Annotated in this window: 17 protein-coding genes; 4 read left to right on the top strand and 13 right to left on the bottom strand. The window is 37.2% G+C overall.

All coding sequences use genetic code 11. The annotated features are described in order from the left end of the window. Nucleotides 1-63 precede the first annotated feature (63 nt). From NSQ74_RS23150 to NSQ74_RS23135, 4 genes are all read right to left on the bottom strand, one after another. Nucleotides 64-630 (bottom strand): hypothetical protein, encoded by a 567-nt coding sequence (locus tag NSQ74_RS23150; RefSeq protein ID WP_340826608.1) that lies wholly within the window; start codon nucleotides 628-630, stop codon nucleotides 64-66. 15 nt (nucleotides 631-645) lie between these two features. Next, entirely contained in the window at nucleotides 646-1,173 is a 528-nt protein-coding gene (locus NSQ74_RS23145; protein ID WP_340826607.1) for a replication-relaxation family protein, read from the bottom strand. 4 nt (nucleotides 1,174-1,177) lie between these two features. Continuing rightward, nucleotides 1,178-2,476: an FtsK/SpoIIIE domain-containing protein gene (locus NSQ74_RS23140; protein WP_340826606.1), complete on the bottom strand. Its 1,299-nt coding sequence runs from the start codon at nucleotides 2,474-2,476 to the stop codon at nucleotides 1,178-1,180. Nucleotides 2,477-2,658: 182 nt separating this feature from the next. Further along, nucleotides 2,659-3,546: a helix-turn-helix domain-containing protein gene (locus tag NSQ74_RS23135; protein WP_340826604.1), complete on the bottom strand. Its 888-nt coding sequence runs from the start codon at nucleotides 3,544-3,546 to the stop codon at nucleotides 2,659-2,661. Between the two features lie 186 nt (nucleotides 3,547-3,732). Here NSQ74_RS23135 and NSQ74_RS23130 point away from each other — a divergent pair, with 186 nt between their 5' ends. The 4 genes from NSQ74_RS23130 (at nucleotide 3,733) to NSQ74_RS23115 (ending at nucleotide 5,643) form a co-directional block, all read left to right on the top strand. After that, the gene (locus tag NSQ74_RS23130) at nucleotides 3,733-3,942 is read left to right on the top strand and encodes a helix-turn-helix domain-containing protein (protein WP_340826603.1); all 210 of its coding nucleotides are present in this window, start codon (nucleotides 3,733-3,735) and stop codon (nucleotides 3,940-3,942) included. 104 nt (nucleotides 3,943-4,046) lie between these two features. Beyond that, nucleotides 4,047-4,847, top strand: coding sequence for a hypothetical protein (locus NSQ74_RS23125; protein WP_340826602.1), 801 nt, complete (start codon nucleotides 4,047-4,049; stop codon nucleotides 4,845-4,847). 150 nt (nucleotides 4,848-4,997) lie between these two features. Further along, on the top strand, nucleotides 4,998-5,147 hold the full coding sequence (locus NSQ74_RS23120) for a hypothetical protein (protein ID WP_340823390.1): 150 nt from the start codon (nucleotides 4,998-5,000) through the stop codon (nucleotides 5,145-5,147). A 256-nt stretch (nucleotides 5,148-5,403) separates the two neighbouring features. Beyond that, nucleotides 5,404-5,643: a DNA-binding protein gene (locus NSQ74_RS23115; protein WP_340826601.1), complete on the top strand. Its 240-nt coding sequence runs from the start codon at nucleotides 5,404-5,406 to the stop codon at nucleotides 5,641-5,643. Nucleotides 5,644-5,665: 22 nt separating this feature from the next. Here NSQ74_RS23115 and NSQ74_RS23110 read toward each other — a convergent pair whose 3' ends face one another. The 9 genes from NSQ74_RS23110 to NSQ74_RS23070 all read right to left on the bottom strand — a co-directional run bounded on the left by NSQ74_RS23110 (nucleotide 5,666) and on the right by NSQ74_RS23070 (nucleotide 17,203). Next, a complete protein-coding gene (locus tag NSQ74_RS23110) occupies nucleotides 5,666-5,845 on the bottom strand; it encodes a hypothetical protein (RefSeq protein ID WP_340826599.1) in 180 nt (59 codons plus the stop codon). A 437-nt stretch (nucleotides 5,846-6,282) separates the two neighbouring features. Further along, on the bottom strand, nucleotides 6,283-6,954 hold the full coding sequence (locus tag NSQ74_RS23105) for a M15 family metallopeptidase (RefSeq protein ID WP_340826598.1): 672 nt from the start codon (nucleotides 6,952-6,954) through the stop codon (nucleotides 6,283-6,285). Beyond that, nucleotides 6,951-7,412, bottom strand: a complete 462-nt coding sequence (locus NSQ74_RS23100) for a phage holin family protein (RefSeq protein ID WP_340826597.1) — start codon at nucleotides 7,410-7,412, stop codon at nucleotides 6,951-6,953. Before NSQ74_RS23100 ends, NSQ74_RS23105 begins: the two co-directional genes overlap by 4 nt. A gap of 89 nt (nucleotides 7,413-7,501) precedes the next feature. Next, nucleotides 7,502-7,654 (bottom strand): hypothetical protein, encoded by a 153-nt coding sequence (locus NSQ74_RS23095; RefSeq protein ID WP_340823384.1) that lies wholly within the window; start codon nucleotides 7,652-7,654, stop codon nucleotides 7,502-7,504. A gap of 17 nt (nucleotides 7,655-7,671) precedes the next feature. Next, nucleotides 7,672-8,004, bottom strand: coding sequence for a hypothetical protein (locus NSQ74_RS23090; RefSeq protein ID WP_340826596.1), 333 nt, complete (start codon nucleotides 8,002-8,004; stop codon nucleotides 7,672-7,674). Next, nucleotides 8,001-10,211 carry a hypothetical protein gene (locus tag NSQ74_RS23085; protein WP_340826594.1) on the bottom strand — a complete coding sequence of 737 codons (2,211 nt, stop codon included), beginning with the start codon at nucleotides 10,209-10,211 and terminating at the stop codon, nucleotides 8,001-8,003. The genes NSQ74_RS23090 and NSQ74_RS23085 overlap by 4 nt, the downstream gene beginning before the upstream one ends. Then, complete coding sequence (locus NSQ74_RS23080; RefSeq protein WP_340826593.1) at nucleotides 10,212-11,309, bottom strand: siphovirus ReqiPepy6 Gp37-like family protein; 1,098 nt, start codon at nucleotides 11,307-11,309, stop codon at nucleotides 10,212-10,214. 2 nt (nucleotides 11,310-11,311) lie between these two features. Next, nucleotides 11,312-12,190 carry a phage tail domain-containing protein gene (locus NSQ74_RS23075; RefSeq protein WP_340826591.1) on the bottom strand — a complete coding sequence of 293 codons (879 nt, stop codon included), beginning with the start codon at nucleotides 12,188-12,190 and terminating at the stop codon, nucleotides 11,312-11,314. Between the two features lie 15 nt (nucleotides 12,191-12,205). Then, the gene (locus tag NSQ74_RS23070) at nucleotides 12,206-17,203 is read right to left on the bottom strand and encodes a phage tail tape measure protein (RefSeq protein ID WP_340826589.1); all 4,998 of its coding nucleotides are present in this window, start codon (nucleotides 17,201-17,203) and stop codon (nucleotides 12,206-12,208) included. Nucleotides 17,204-17,275: the final 72 nt, after the last annotated feature.

Raw genomic sequence — 17,275 nt, 5'->3', positions numbered from 1 at the left:
AGTGACGTATCGTGAAAACGGAATAAAAGACCACCCATCATTTTTGGAGTGGTCTTTCTTCTATTATACTGCCTTACCTATGGTTCTAAGTATTTCCAAGAATAAAGGTGACATCTGAATTAATACATAGCCCAATCCAGCATTCATAATTGCATCCCATCCTCTTTCTTTATTTCCAAACATAAAGAAGAAGCATGCCCCTACCATTATTACAGAGGCTACTGGAAAACTGATTGCCATCAAAACCTGTACAAGAGGTTCTAAAGCAGTTGCTAATATCTCGAAAGATTTCTCTGTTATTATCCCAGTTGGCTGCGCTAAAGCATTCACAGGAATAGCAGTCGATGTATACGCGTCTACAAGCGATTGTACAGGCTCTACGGTTACTGGAATAGATTGTTGAATACTTTGCACTGCAGCTACCTCATTGATTGTGGAGGACACACTAGTCATCTTGTTATATGCAAACAAACTAATTGCTCCAACTGTTGGTATGGCTGTCATTAATGCTACGTCTTTTCGAGTAGCAAATTTAGTCTCCTCACGCATTTTATCTAACGCTTCAAATCGCTCTGTGTAATCGGTAAACTCATTCACTGGCACCACTTGCATTTTGTTTTTGAACATCATTGAATATCCCCCTTGTTATTGAATATCGTTAATCGTAAACACTTTGCACTTTAGCCCTCCACAGGATTCTTCTAGCTGCTTACGTCTTAATTCAGTCGTTGTAAGCCAAACAACGGTTGGATAATAGCCCATTTGTTTAACCAGGCTATCCATCAAAATTCCGTATCGTTTAATCTTTTCACGGTTCTGTTTCATGGTTTGTAAATTATCAACTTCTAAAAAATGCTTAAATCCATTTTGTGAAAACATACCATCCACAATGATATTGGTATTGCCGTCAGATATTTTCACTTCGTTCTTCCAATCCCTTGGGCACCTATAGAACAGCCAAAACTCATTGCGCATGATTGTATGATGTACATGCCCACCTACCCTTCTGACTTTATCGCAGCCGACATATACACGACCTAATTTGCTAAGGTAATAAATTGTTTCGTAACCGTCTCTAATGGATGATAGATATTCTGATAAATTGTGGAGGACTCTATTTGTATTTCGTTTCTTCCCTAAATTGAAATATCGACTGAGTTGATCACGCGTCATGAAATCAAACTTCTTCAAAAGTAACAGTATCTGTTCGTCTCGGTTTGATAGCTGTTTCTTCAACGCGCTCCCCTTTCTTTTCGATGATATGAGGTTGTATAGTATCGTGGATAATTTGTGATGTGATTAGTGATGTTTGAAGTATTTCTCGTTTATCTGCTGTTTGGTATATCGCCCTACCTTTAATCATTGGTAAAGACTCTGCCCCTTCCGCATCCAGTACAACACGTGATGCAACGGCTGATTGCACTCTAAAGCATAGCTTCGCATCTGCATTTTGTTTAACTTGTCGAGGGATAACGTCACCTACTGGATATTGTGTTGCTACGACTAGTCGAAAGCCTAGCCCAGCACCTAGTCTCGCTATTTGGCTCATGATTGTTTGGCATTCTAGTTTTAATCTCTTTTCTTCCTTTGTTACTGCCTCAGATGGATTTAATTCACCTACTTCATCCACAATGACAAAATAACGGTCTTTAATACCCGCATGTTGGACACTCTTTTTACCCATTCGTTTTAAATCACGTTGAATATCACGCATCTTGTCGTATGCCATCTGTAAAGTGTGGAGGGCTTCTTGTGGCTCATATGCAATGGAAATTGTTTGTTTAATATTTTCATAGTCGCACAATTCCACTCCGCCTTTTAAATCGATTAAATAAAAGTTAGCGTGGTCAGGATTACTTTGCATAAGACTACAAATAGTTGAATTGATGAAATTAGACTTGCCATAACGAGTAGCACCACCAAGGACGACATGTGGCACCATTTCGAAGTCATGATACTTAAACTCGTTACGTGCTCTTGTGACTCCTACAGGTACTCTCCATCCTTTACCTGGCATGAATGACACTTCTTTAGTGAGTGGTTTATCGTACACTCTTACAATTAGTAAGCCATCATAAGCCAATTCAATTTCTTTTTGCTCCTTTAGTTTTGCCTTCCACAATTGTTGAAGCTGAGGAAGAAGATCTCCGCTGAAATTTAATTGACGTAAATCATTAAAGGCAATGTTCTTCTTACGATTGTTCAGCCCATCCTCTAAGACCTTTCGCTTCGCTTCATAATCACTGAATGAGCGACCTAATGGGATACGGTACTTATATTCCCAACCCCACTCATGCTTATTCTTTTTAATAAGTTGAGTGGCCAATGTGTCCTTACCATCTTTAACATTCAATCCAGCAAGTGAAATAATACGTTGAATCTTTCCGCTTTCATTTGTTGACAGTCCCTTGTGTTGAGAAAAAGCTTTCAATGCAATTCCTCCCATTAATCCAGTTGTTAAGATTTCAAACAGCACACTTTCATCCCTTCTTCAATTCATTGTCGTCACGGTTCTCTTACGATAGTAAGAGTTGCATGAAATGAGCATATTAAAATAAAGCTTGAAACCTTGATACAATTGCATTCCATTCATGCCTCATCTAATTCCCATAGGGTAATCAATCGGGCGCAATATCGGGTATGAGAAAGAGCATACACTTACCATTCAAGCCAATTATCCAAAGTCGGTCTACTAATTGATTGTGGAAGGCGATCACGTTCTTTCAACCAATTGTAAAACGGTACTGGACGTTCTTTATAAGGAGTTTCTTCTATAGATGAAGATTTACTCGACTTACTTTCTAAACGGTTAACAGCCTTGTTATATGCTCCAACAAATACGGCTCTTAATGTACTTGCTACAGTCAAAGTACCTTCTTTAATATCCATTGCAATCTTGAATAGAACATTTTTAGCTTTAATGAAGTCAGGTACATTTTGAACCTGTGCAGCTAATACAACTTTGTGTAGTTCATCCTTTAGGTTATCTGCTAATGGCAAACAATTCATGAAATCAAACAGCATCACTTGATACTCGTTCATGTACTCTGTTTTCTTTTCAGCTTGCAAAGCCAATTCATTACCAAGACTCATAATATTATTTGCTTGTTTAAAACTAAAAAGATAAAAAGAACTAGATGATTGGTTTTCAGATTGTGGATGGCAAACCGCGTCAATACTGCTTTCATCGGCTGTCGTTCGTTGGGACACGCTCGATGGGACATAAGGTAGAATGCGATAAATACTAGCCCCTTTAATGCCGTTTAATTTGCTTTGTGCTACCTTTTCGACGATGCCTAACTCAACTAATTTCTTAACACTTCGATAAACAGTCTTTGTACTGATTTCCAATGCACCAGCAATTGTTGAAGCCTTTAAATGGCATGCTCCTGTATGTTCTAAGCTGTGACTAGCAAGTTTGTATACGATAGCTCTTTCTGATTCTGTTAGGTCGTAATAGTGAACTGCCATGTGGTCTTCCACACTCTTATCCATATCTGCTACTGAATCGAATGTTGTGTATTGTGCTAAGTATTCGAATGCCAATTTGCACACCTCTCTTTCGACTTGCGTTTTTCACACAAGAATAACTTTTGTAACTTTATAGTTTCATTATACATAAATAAATTACCTTGTAAACACTTTTAAATTTATTTTTTAATTTTAAAGTTTACACTGTAATTTTTAAGTGTATAATGAACATAAGAATACAAATCGAAAGTTGGTGTTATTTTGGGTAAAACTGAAGAAATTAAAATCCTACTAATCAAAACAGGAAAGTCTGTAACTGAAGTAGCTGAAGCACTGGGGACATCATCACAAAACTTGTCTAATAAAATGCGCCGTGATGATTTCAAGGTAAGCGAATTAGAAGAGATAGCAAAAATTTGCGGAGCAAAATTCGAAAGTAACTTTTTACTAGAGGATGGATCCAAAATATAACCTGCACTGAAGAGCAGATAACTCATAATTTGGTTGTCTGTTTTTTTGTATATACTTTCGTTATCAAATTTCCTAAAATGGAAATACAGAGGGAGGTATTTACGTTGACTTTATTAGTATTTGGAATAAGCCTTTTAGGCATGCTGACTGGTGTAGTATTGCTGATACTAGGACTTATCAAAAAGAAAAAATTAAAAGGCGGTATTGTTTTAGCTGTATCAGTTTTATTATTCTTTATATCCTTCATGATGCCAGCTCCAGAAGGTAGTAAGGAAAAAGTTGAAGTTGCAAGTAAAACTGAAGAAGAATTAAATAAAGAAAAGGCAGCATCGGAAGTTAAAAAAGAAGAAGAGAACATAGTTAAAGAAGAGGAACAACGCAAAGCTAAGGAAGCTGAGGATAAGGCACTTGCTGAAAAGAAAGCTAAGGAAGAAGCCGTATTAAAAGAAGAACAAGCTTCTAAAGATAAAAAGGAAGAAGAAAAATCTAAAGTTGTTGAACAGCCCAAGGAAAAAACGAAGCCTGTATCAGAACCACAAAAACCACTTTACGTTACCGAAGGCGAGAAAAATGCAGAACTGTACCCTGCTAAACCTGGCGCTATGCTTTATGATAAAACCAGTTCAAAATTCAAAGGTATGAATTATTACCTAAAAGGTGAATTAGTTAGTGTTAAGAAATTAGAAGGTTTATTTGGCAACATGGAAGATGCTTTATTAATTAAAAATGAACATGGTTATGTAATGCCTGTTTTCACACCACATGAAATAGATGCATCCAATGGAGATATCCTAGAATTTTGGGGACCATTGTCTGGCGATGGATATGCTGCATCTGATTTAGGAGTAAATAACGTTGTAGGAATGACAGGGGCTATGAACGCTACAGAAATCGAAGTCCATTAAATTATAATTTAAAGTCACTCAATCGAGTGGCTTTTTTTATTCCAGTAGAAGCAGTAATTTATTTCAATAAAATCAAAATAAATGCAAAAATCTATTTACTTTTTTAAATAGATATAGTATAATTAATTTATAGAAAGGAGGTGAACAAGAGTGGATGATTTAGAAAAAGTCCTTGCAACAGTAGCACTAGTCGCAACAGCCTTTAAAGCTTTCACATCAGGCTTAAAAGACATTTACGACATGGTGCAAGGGACAAAGAAAAAGCGACGCCCCCCTACCAAAGGTAAACGTCGCAAGTAACAACGGAAGGAGGTTAGCGCCTCCTTCTCAATCAAATTATATCACATCCACTTATCATGTATGAAAAGAATGCTTAAACGGATCGGTTATGTAAACATCGCTTTATTAATTGCTTCTACAGCTATAATAATCAAATACGTTGATTTCCAAAGTCCTTCAACATTTGATTATGTTTTATTAGCACTATATGGACTAACGGTTTTAACTCACATCACAAGGCTCATAATGTTTATGTTACAAAAGGAAAGGTGATTGCATGAAATATGAATTTTCAACAACTGAAGAACTTCTAGAATTTTTAAATACCGAATTACTTTCTGCAGCTGAAGCAGCAGAGGTTTTGGAAATATCGAAAGTTAGACTCGGGCAATTAGTAAAAGACGGAAAGTTAATAGCAGCTAAAGAACAGCCTAAAATGTTTTTGAAAAGTGTACTGCTTGAGAAAAAAGATGAACTTGAATCTCTCCGTAAAAAATATAGACCTTATGATGAATAAACAAAAAAGACCAGGTACTCAATTAACTATGAGCGCCTGGTTGTTTGTTTTGATGACTTAATAATAATTTTTCCACCTGTGTTTTCAAAGCCATATTTGCATAGGTCAACACAAGGTCCTCACCTGCTGTAGCAACAATTAAGTCGCTAAAATATTCATCTGTCTTTTTCCACCGCACTACTCTTATTTTATCTTTAGCCAACAACCTCTTAGAGTTGTAACATTCTTGTGAAATGTCATCTAAAAGCTTATCAGTATTGGTAAATACACCTTGCTCATTTTAAGATTTTCAATCACTTTGTAATCACGCTGCAATGTCTGTACTGCCATATCATAAACTACATATTTATGAAGTAGTCGCCTTTGTTCGAAACTTATCATACAACTGAACGTTCCTTGTGAATGATTGGAACAAGTGCTAATACGCTATCAATCATGAAAGTCCGCTTGGCTTGCCTTGTAAAACAGTATGCTTGAAATGTACCACCAACAACTTTGATTATCTTAATACGTCTTTTGGTGACCTCACCAGTTTTAGCTAAGTACATCATATTCACAATTTGATAACGTTGCATAGATAAAATTTTTGGAAATAAAAAAAGACCAGGCTCACATTAAGTGAAACCTGGTCATAATCGTTTATTTATTTGCTCGTCGTTGCTGTATTGTAATGTATAAACCAATCAAGCGATCCGTTGTCATCACACCATTTTGTAAATCCTTCAAGTGTGAAGCTTGAATAATACCATCTTTAACCGCCTGACCAATAAAGTTTTCTGTCTCAGTTTTCATCGCTGGAGAACCTGGATTCCAATTTGTAATTGCCACTGTAATTTCCTCCTTCTTGTCTTCCACAATTAATTGTACTTGTCCTTTGCTATTAGTCGGGACAGTTACTTGTCCTTCTAATTTGTAGCCTTTAGGCATTAACCAAGTTGGTTTCACTTCAAAATGCGGTCGGTCAATAGCATTTGTCCATGTACCGCCCCATACGATTCCTAGCTTTTTCGCAATAGCCCCTACTCGAGTTAATGTAACGACATCATACAATGATTGTGGAGGGCCAACAGCGATATCCCATGCTAAACGTGATTTATGATTACTATTTAGTGTCCATGTAACAATCTGCCCTGGTCGTGTTCTACCTTGTGCATACAAATAATTTTGCCTTTCTTGTGAGCGATATGTTTCAGTGATGAAGATGTTTTTAATGCCTGCCTTGTAGCACTGTTGAAAGAGTAATCTGCATGCTGTCTGTGCCACTGGTAAAAGCTCAGCTAAGTCTCTGTATGTTGTCGTTATGCTTGTCATCGCTTCTCACCTTCCTTCAATTCACTATCAACATTCTTTCCAGCTAATTCATCTAAAATTTCAGTACCGAAGCTTTCTTTCTGCTCCTTCTCGCCTTCAATAACCTTTAACTTTTCAGCAAGGTTTGTCGGCACTAGGACACCTAATTCAGCCATGTTTTCAGTTATTGATAGTGCTTCATTCGCAATGTAGAACAACACTGTAGCAAACGTTAACGTGCCGTTTAAAGCTAATACTTGGTCAACAATGTTCGCTGTGATAATAACAATTAAGACTAACAACTTACGTGCATAACCAAAGAGACTTTTACGACTCCATAAGTTACCGTTTTTCGTTGCCTTGAAAATACCTGTTATGATGTCTAACCCCATTAATAAAAGTAATAGGTGTAAAAATTTAACCCCGCCAAATAAATATAAATGTGCTACTTCTAAGTACTGCAAATTCATTCCTCCCATAAGCTCACGCTCCTTGTTTATTGCATAATAAAAGCCCTCCACAATTATCTGTGGAAGGCATAAAAAATAACGCTAAGCTATGCTTGCGTTTACAGTGTAATCATCATATCCATTAATTCAGCGTATTGTTCAGTAGTAATTCGATTGTATGCTACATACAAATCAAGCAGTGTCATCATTTGTTGTGGATTATAATTCCCCGAACCGATTACTTTTTTTGCGTTTACATAAGTGATATTCATATTTAATTCCTCCAATTTTATTTAGGTTGTGTTGTCAATATTTCTGTTAACAATGCTACATAGTCAACTTGCAATTGCGTGTAAGCCGATGTCAATTCAATTTGTTCTAAACGTTTTTCAATACTTGTTTCGACTGGTGGTATTGGCTCTGGTTCAGGTTCTGGAGTAGGAACTATTGGGAACTGTTCGAAATAAAACGTCCCATCTTCAGCTCTTCGTAATACACCATCTTCCACTTCTGGAATATCGGCTTCTATAACATCCGATTTTAGATATTCAGGTATAGCACTCTCTACATAAAATATTGTGTAAGTCGAATCTTCATTTAAAAACAAATAAACTCTTTTCATTGTGTAACCTCCATCCATGATTGTACAGTTTTAACACTAGAGAGTTTTCTATGCTGATATTCTGCTGAAAGTCTAACATATAATTCGTTATCTAAAACCGCACTAAGAGTTGGAGACAGGGTTATAAATCTTTGAAGAGTCGAATTATTGGGATTGAACATTGCGGGAACTAAAAAATAATTGAAACTCCAACCATTTGTTGCCCCTTTAGTATATTCATATATAGTGTCCCAACTCTGGCCACCAACAGTATATCCAGTAGGATTGCTGGGCTGCATATAGAACTTGTCCCCTGCGCTATTAATTATTGGATTATAATTATATTCATTTACAATGTTTCCTAAATTAGTTAGAGTATCTAGGTTGTAGAAATTCATTATCGACGACGTACCATTTCCAAAAGGAATTAATGCAATATTGGCGTTATTATGTGTATACTTGTATACCCACGTTGCGGAAATTTTTGGCATGGAACTTGAGCTTGTGTTTGAGCTAACTTTTGATAGTGCGCCCGTTGTGGGGTTATAGGATACTTTTTCAATATAACTATTACCTGATTGTCCCGAAGTATAAAAAATACAGCACATCCCTCCTGGTACACCTACAACTGCCAATATAGGAGCGATTACTGCATAACTATGTCTGTAATCAAAGTCTTTTGGAATGCCACTAGAATCATAATTTAACCTAAACGCATATACACTTGTTGAGCCACTCGGTGCTACAAAAAATACGCCATCGCTAAAAGCGATCTCCCCACAATAAAATGCACTATAGGATACTGTTGTTGGCGGGTTCGCTGATTGTCCGATGTTCTTAACAAACTCGAATGTTGTTTTATCAATTACTATAAATGCCAACCCCTGTGCAGACCCACTATTCCAATATCCACGAATGTAGTAATATTTAGCGTCTTCAAAATATTGCCCTCCGCCATTTACCCCAACGAAGTTCCCAGTTGTCGCATTAAAAGCATTAATCACTCTACCCTGACGTAAATCATATATTACTATCGTTGCTATATTAGCGATTAAGTATATATCATCACGCAATTTATATTTATGTGCTGCTGCGAATGTATTAGGTAGGAAACTAGGAGCTAAAGAAGGAAACCTTGTAGTGAAATCGTCTATTATAGGTTTTAATAAATCGTCCCCCTGAATATCTTTAAGTCGTGCGTATTTAAACATGGATGCGACATATGTTTTACCATCTTCTGACGTCAATCGCCCACCAGTGCTAGCAACCACGTTTTTAATACCTTCCACTTGCTCATAATTCGGAAGATTAATAACTTCATGAGGACCCGCCTCGGTAGCTCCATATACAAACGCTGGTGTGTCTAGAGTAGCGTTTCGCTTTAATCCATACAGCATAGGTTGAGCCAATCCTTCATCATAATATTTATGTGGTACTGGAGAATCCTTATGGTCATTAATTACGTTCATAATATTACCCGCGGCTTCTTCATCCAATATGCCTCTGATTGTAGCGAACCATTCGTCAAAGTTGTCCTTGCGCCCTTGTAGCCACGCATAATAAAGCTGTTCTTCTGCTTGTCTCCAAGCTTCAAAGCCTTTTTCCTGTGCATCAATCCAAGCCTCTAAAGCTGTTGTAACATTTGTTTGCCATGCTAAAAATTCAGATGCTTTTGTTACTGAATAATCATTAAACCATTGTTGGTATTGATTAAAGATGGTTGTTGTATCTACTTGGTCAACAACGCCATGCATTAGACCACAAAGGTTATTGTTTAAACGTGTATCTGTTATAGAAGCTTGACTTAATGTTAGAGCTCCTTTGGCAATATAAACATCTGCTAAGGCTAACTCGTAGGCATCTGCATCACGCTTTAATGTTGGAGCAACAGGTGAAGCTGATAGTGTACCTTTCTTGACCTCCACACTCATCTTTCTTTGAATAAAATCTAATCGAATGACAATTCGATCTATTCTATTCAGCGTTGTATCACCAACTGCAAGTGATAAATTATAATCCTCATCATTAATTAAATAATAACCATTAACCCACGCTTTACCTGGTCGAACTAGTACACTCATCGAATCTCCATTTGCTCGAATCTGTAAACAGTCCGAAGGTTTTACGAAAATACCGTTGCCAATAAAAGTAGCGAAATACTGAGCAAAGTCCTCCGCTTTATATCGTCTATCTCCGTTTATAGAGTTCATCATTCCAAATTTAATCATTTATTTCACCATCCTTTTAATTGCCTGTGGAAGGGTAGGTACTGATTTACCAACCGTTACATAGATTGATTTCCCATCTTCCTGAAACACTTCATCCGCCTGCATTACACGGCTATTCATTAAAATTCCAAGATCATCATCTTTAATTGTGACTAAATCACCTAAGAAGAAATCTTCGTTGTATTTTGTATTTTCTTTAGTCACATCTAACTCGCAATCAAAGCCTATGAACTCTGTATATTCGGCTATTTTCTCGCTACCTTTAGCTACAAGTAAATTGTTGTATTCACCTGTAGGAATCGGAATCTGCTCGCCGTTAGAGTCTCTTGTATCTGAAATTTCTCGCGCATCGATAAATATCTCACGCCGATTTAATCCTGTGAATGCAGTACCGATACTTGCCATCTTACGTGCTGCACCTTCTCCAGCGCCCCCTATTAGTGCTGTTGTTTTTAAATCATTATCTGCATCCTCATACGTTCGTTTCAGTAAATTACTACGATTCTTTGACAAGATAATACGAGGATTTAAACTTTGATTTATGGTCCTGTCTGTACCTTCGTAAAAATCATATTTAAGTGTTCGGCCATCGAATAAACAACGCATCCCAATATCATGAGTCGTACATAAATTTTCGCATACCTCAAAAACTTGCTTATAGGAAATTTGTTGTTGAATTGCTTTACCAATATTTCGTACAGCAGCAAGTTGTACTTGGGTGATTTTACGATTTGAATCAGCAGGGTTAACCATTGTCTCGTTAATTAATTGCCTCATAATCAGTTCAGGTGTTGTGTTAAAATCATATTGCTTCCACAGTAGTCTTCTGTCAGTCCACCTTGTTAGAGAGAAGCATTTAATAACTAACTGATCTACACCATTACTATCATCGAATTGGCGATAGTAAATATACATTGCTTCGTTATCATCTTGGCGGAAAATTATATTCCCTTTTTTCAACAACTCAATGTTTTTAGGAGTTACATCTACATGTAATTCTGCCTCACTACCTGGACCATACTTTTTCCTCCACAATAAATAAGAGAATCTTCCGATGTATCCTAGACGCTCAAATTTCTCATTACATACATAAAGCATAGCTACACCCCCACAAATTGAGGCGTAAAGTAAATAGACACCTCTAAATTAGATACAAATTCAGCAGCATCATAGCGAACCAAGTTATCTCCAACGTCCACACTTAATTGAATGTCGGAGTCATACGAAAGGTAATTGAAGTAATTAATTTGCTGTCCGTTACGTTCTAGGATTGCATATTCATCACCACGCTTTGTATTGACGGTAACAACATCGCCACCCTTCAAAGTAGCTTCTATCTTTACAATTCTGCCTGTATCCACTACCTCGATATATGGATTAACTACACTTCCAATTGCTTTAAATTGAATGCGTAAAGGAGAGGCTGTATCACTATCATTGAATACATTGACTACGTTATTCGGCTCACGATAACCCATTTCAATACCGTCTCCTTCTGCATCAATTTCAAGTTCAAATTCAAAGGCTGCTACCCACATGGCAATTTCGTATTTTTGTTCCTCGGTATACCACCAAGGATTGGGACATAAAAATGAGATCATAAATTCTGGCCATATATGCTTACTAACGACAGGAGATTTTTCAATACGGCATTCGATAAAGCGAGTGATGTCACCGTTTGTATACTCTAATGTGAACTTGTTTTTTGGATTAAAAAAGCGTATTAATGTTTGACGATTCATTTCTTTATCCTGTCGCCTTAGCTGGCCCCCCACAACAATGTTTCTTTCACGAACACTAGAACCTTTAATATTGGTGCCATCTTCGTTATAGTTTTTAACGCTATAAAATTCATTTTCTAAAGAGTCAATGCCCTCGGCTGATTGCAAGAAAAAAGGACTCGTCACTGATATTTCTAATGACTGTCCCTTATTATTGTGGAAGATTAATTTTTCATTAAAGCCAAATGATGTTCTCACGGTTTCACCTCGCTATCAAATTTGTAATGCAATCTCTTTCCATCCATTCTTGCTTAGTCTTGCTGTTTCATACGGATCAAGTGGTTTAGGGCTATTCACCGTTAAGTTATAGTTATTTTCTGTGTTGTTAGTTGTGGAAGACGACGTATTACTTGCTGGTGTAGACTTATATGAACCATCTGTAACAGCTGTAGCTAGTCGCTTTGTAGCGCCTGCAACTTTACCAACCATATCGTTAATACCTAACACAAGGCCTTCACCGATATTTACCCCATATCCACGCATAACACGTGAAGGACTATGAATATCTAAAGCAGATGTAAATGCTCCAGCAACAATAGCAGCTAGTGATTGTGCTGCATTCATTAAATCACCTTGCTTAGACATCATTCCTTGGATTAGCCCACTTACAGCATATACACCAATGTTAGGCATTTCAGCCAATTCCGTTTTAACATTCCCTTTCAGAGCGATCATGCTGTTACGCCAATCGTTTTGATAAATACGCAACTGTTCGGAAGTTTTTAATTTTAATTCATTAATTTGTTTTTCAGTATTTTGTTTAAGTTGTACAAGCTCTGCTTCTGCTTGCGTACGCGCTTGTTCGTTCTTTGTCTTCCACAGCTCCGTATACTCAGCCAATTGCTCTTCCGTTAAGGTGTTTAATGCAGCTATTTCTGCTCCTGCTTTAGGTCCCATTGCTTGTAATTCAGCAAGTAACCCTTCATTTATCCCCTTTGAAGCAAGACTAGTTATATTCTTCTGCCAATCTTCAAAAGCCGTCACTTGGGACTGTAAAGCAGCAATAAGCGTAGCACCTGTAACATCACGTTGTGCAACCTCATCAAATAAGCCTGCAAATGAATAATAAGCATTTCTTCGCTTATCAAATTCATCTTCATAAACCTTAGTCAAACGTTCTTCTTCTTTGATGTACTCGTCATTTAGCTTTTTAACATTGTCCATGTAGGTTTTATCAATGGCTTCTTTTTCTTTATTAATACTTTCAGTTATTTTTTTATACATCTTTTGAACTTCAATTTTCTCAGCTGTGCCATCTTTAAATAGCTTTAATGACTGTTCTAAAATGTGTTCTTCTGTAGCCAATGAAAGTTCATCTGTTGATTCTTTATCAGCAATGTATTGTTTAATAACCTTTAGACGTTCACTAGCAGCTTTTTCTTCTTTTTTGACCATATCAGACCAAGCTTTATCGTTGACCTTCTTCAATTTATCCTGCATATCTTGTTCAAGCTTCACAATTTTAGTATTGGCTGTTTCTTTTAATTGTTGAATCTTGATGTTGTCATTCGCTGTAGCACCTTTTTTCTTAGCGCTTATTGTGTTATCCGCCTTTTGAAGGTCTACACCTAATTTATTTTCAATTTCAAGTTTCTTTTTAGCAGCATCTTGTTGAATTTTAGTACGTTCTTTTTCAGCTTCATCCGCTATTTTAGTTACTTCATCTTGGTTAGACTTTGTTACATCAATTAGTAGTTGTCCAAGTTCTTTCATAGCACTTTCATTGCGGGCTTGAGTTGATTCGATACCTACTGCTAAACCTTCGCCTGTCCATTTACCAACCTCCATCATTACTCGAGACGGCGATTTAATGCCAAGTTTATCTTTAGCCCATTGTGGCAGCTTACTTGCCAACTCTTCAATTTTTTGTTTTACACCCTCAAACTTTTCACCAATACCTTTAATTAATCCAGCAACAATATCTCTACCAATTTGAAGTAAATTAACTTCTTTAATTTTATTTTCTATCATTTCTTTTATTTCTTTAACTTTTGTTTCAAGAGATGCCTTCGTTTCCTGTATCCCTGCAATTAGGCGTTTAATTATTTCTCGTCCTGCAGCTAACAATGCAACTCCTGCAACGGCAAGTGCACCTAATGCAACGTCAACAATAATTTTACCTAACTTATCGAGTAGCTCTGGTTTCTTTTCTTTATTACCTTCAGAAACCTTATCAATCATTTTCTTACCCATATCTTTGATTTCAGCTTTACCAGGGACACCATCAAACCAGTCCTTAATGGCTACCCACCATTCTTCTAGTTTGGCAGTGATTTTCTCAGGAATTTCACTAAACCAAGTTGAGATTTTCGTCCACCAATCGGACAACCAATCTCCAATATTGGAAGGCATTTCACTAAACCAATCAGATATTGATTTTCCCCATTCATCAAGTTTAGAAGTAATACCTTCAGAAGTTTCTTCGAACCAATTAGAAAAAGCAGTCCACCACTCATCAAGTTTTGTTGTAATCTCACTTGGTATGGAAGTAAACCAATCTTTTAAGGCAGTATGCCATTCTCCTAATTTGGTTGTAATCTTTTCAGGGATACTAGAAAACCAATCAGAAATAGCAGTACCCCATTCTCCAAATTGTCTCTTATTCTCTTCATTTTGTTCCATTGTCCAATTTTTTAAGGCTTCGCCCCACTCCATTAACTTTTCTGCTATCTTTCCAGGTACACTTGAAAACCAAGTAGAAATGGATGTCCACCATTCTTCTAACTTTGCAGAAGTATTTGCTGGAAGGCTAGTAAACCAATTTGATATTACATTACCCCATTCAGTAAGTTTCGATTCAATTACACCAGGTATCGTTGTAAACCAATTAATAATAGTTGTCTTTAGTGATTCAAACTTTTCACCAAACGCTTCATTTATTTGATTCATCATGTAGAACGCACTTGTTTTAACACCTTCAACCATGCTGCCAATACCATCAATCAATCCCTGAGCAATGTCTTTTCCTATTTGTGCTAAATCAACATTTCGGAAATACTGTTTAATATTTTCCATAATGTCTTTAGCAGTCTGTTGAATTGTTTCCCAAGCACCTTTCCAGTCGCCTTGGATTAGTTTCATTACGGTTTGAATAACTCCAAGGATAAAATCTAAAGCATTGCCAACGGTTAGTTTCATAGTTTCCCAAGCGACTTTGAAAACACTTGTTATTATTGGCCAAACAGCTTCGTATACTCCCTTGATGATCATCATAACTGCTTCGATATTCGCCTTTATTTGCCCAAAATACAATTGAACAATATCCATAATTGTTCTTCCGTTTTCATCCCAAAACGTTCTAAATTTCTCCATTATTTCTCGTGCGAATTTTACAGCATCATCAATATATCCCTTAATAAATTCATTTACTGCAGCAAATGCATTACTAGTTAGGCTCTTTATCTTTTCCCATATATCTAAAACGCCTTCACGGAACCAATCTACTTTTTTATAAGCAATAACTAATCCAGTTCCAATTGCACCTATGGCTGCTATAGTTAATCCGATTGGTCCAGTTAATGCAGTAAACACAGGAGCTAAAAAGGATAATTTTGCTGTAATTAAAGCTACAATCCCACCTGCTTCGCCTATTGCTAATGCAAGCGTTCCGAATGTAGAAATGATAGTCCCAATACTGGATATTAGAGCTCCAATAACAACGATTATTGGCCCAACAGCTGCTGCTATCCCCGCAATGATAACGATTAGTTTTTGAGTTTTTTCACCAAGGCTTGCGAATTTTTCTATCCAAGGCTCTATCACTTCAAGTACACTCATTACCATTGGAATTAAAATGTTTCCTAGTGTAATCCCAATATCAACTATTTTATTTTTCATCATCGCCATTTGAGATGCTGTAGTTGCATATCGTTGAGAAGCTTCATTTGATAATGCTGTATTCTCTTTCCATGCATCCGTTGAAGTATTTACAGCAGATGATAAAAGATCACTCGCTCCAGCCATACGTAATAGAACATCTGATTCATAGACGCCTTTAATCCCCAAATCAGCAAGTATTGTTGTTAAGTTTGCACCACCATCTGCTGATTTTGCTAATCCTTTTACTAAAGCGTCTAAAGCTGTAACTGCATCAGTTTCAAAAGCTTTTTTAAATTCCGAACCAGTCATCCCTGCCGCTTTAGCAAATGCAGTTAAATCTTTTCCTCCAGAACCAACAGCTGATTGGATTTTCTTCAGTATAGTCGTCATTGCCGTACCGCCCATTTCAGCTTGTATACCTAAACTGGACATAGTACCTGCTAACGCCATGATTTGAGCTTCTGACATACCTACTTGTTTACCTTGTGCTGCTAGTCGCATACCCATAGACATAATCTCTGCCTCGGTGGTAGCCATTGTGTTACCAAGTCCAACAATCGAAGATCCTAAACGGTCAAAATTGTCTTGACTCATACCAACGATATTTGCAAAACGAGCAAACTCTGTTGCTGCTTGTTCACGGGTCATGTTTGTTGATTCACCAAGATCAATAATCGTACGTGAGAAAGATAATATCTTATCCTCTGCAATCCCTAATTGCCCTGCTGATTCTGCTACTGCAGCAATATCAGATGCACTGGCAGGTAACTGTTTGGACATGTCACGAATGCCTTGTTCAAGTTTTTTAAATCCTTCTTCACTTGTATCAACAGTTTTACGAACACCTGCAAACGCTGATTCAAAATCAACAGCTGCTTTAAATGCTCCAGCGCCTAAAGCTGTAATAGGCGCAGTGACTGTTAAAGATAGTTTTTTCCCGACACTCGTCATGCTTTCCCCAACAGACTTAAGTTTGTTACCTGCTTCTTGCATCTGTTGCCCTGCTTGCGTCCATTGCGAGGATTGTATGCGTAACTGATTTGTTACCTCTGAGAGTTGTCGTTCCAATCGATTATAATCAGCTTGTGCCCTGTTAACTGCATTTGCCTGCCGTTCGATTGCTGCCTCTGATGCTGTTCCACTAGCAACTAATTCATCGTAACGTCTTCGCTGTTCTTGTAGTTTTACACCTGCAGCTTCAAATTGACGAGATAAAATGTTTTGCTTTTGACCTAAGCCATCCACAGACTTGCCGTAAGTATCTCCTCTTTCGGATAATGCTCTTAGCTCACTACCCATTGCGGTCATTTGTCTATTTACTTGTGCAATAGAACCATTAAAATTAGCTGCATTTAAACTTAGACTGACCTCTAAAGAACCGATTTCCGCCATATATTCTCACCGCCTTTTTGGCCAAAATAAAAATCACAACCACGAAATTTCGTCGGCTGTGACTTCTTCTAT

It is taken from the genome of Lysinibacillus sp. FSL W8-0992, from assembly GCF_038008685.1.
GTDB lineage: Bacteria > Bacillota > Bacilli > Bacillales_A > Planococcaceae > Lysinibacillus.
The sequence above is the reverse complement of the archived record's forward strand: the minus strand, read 5'-3'. Positions and strand labels throughout refer to the sequence as shown.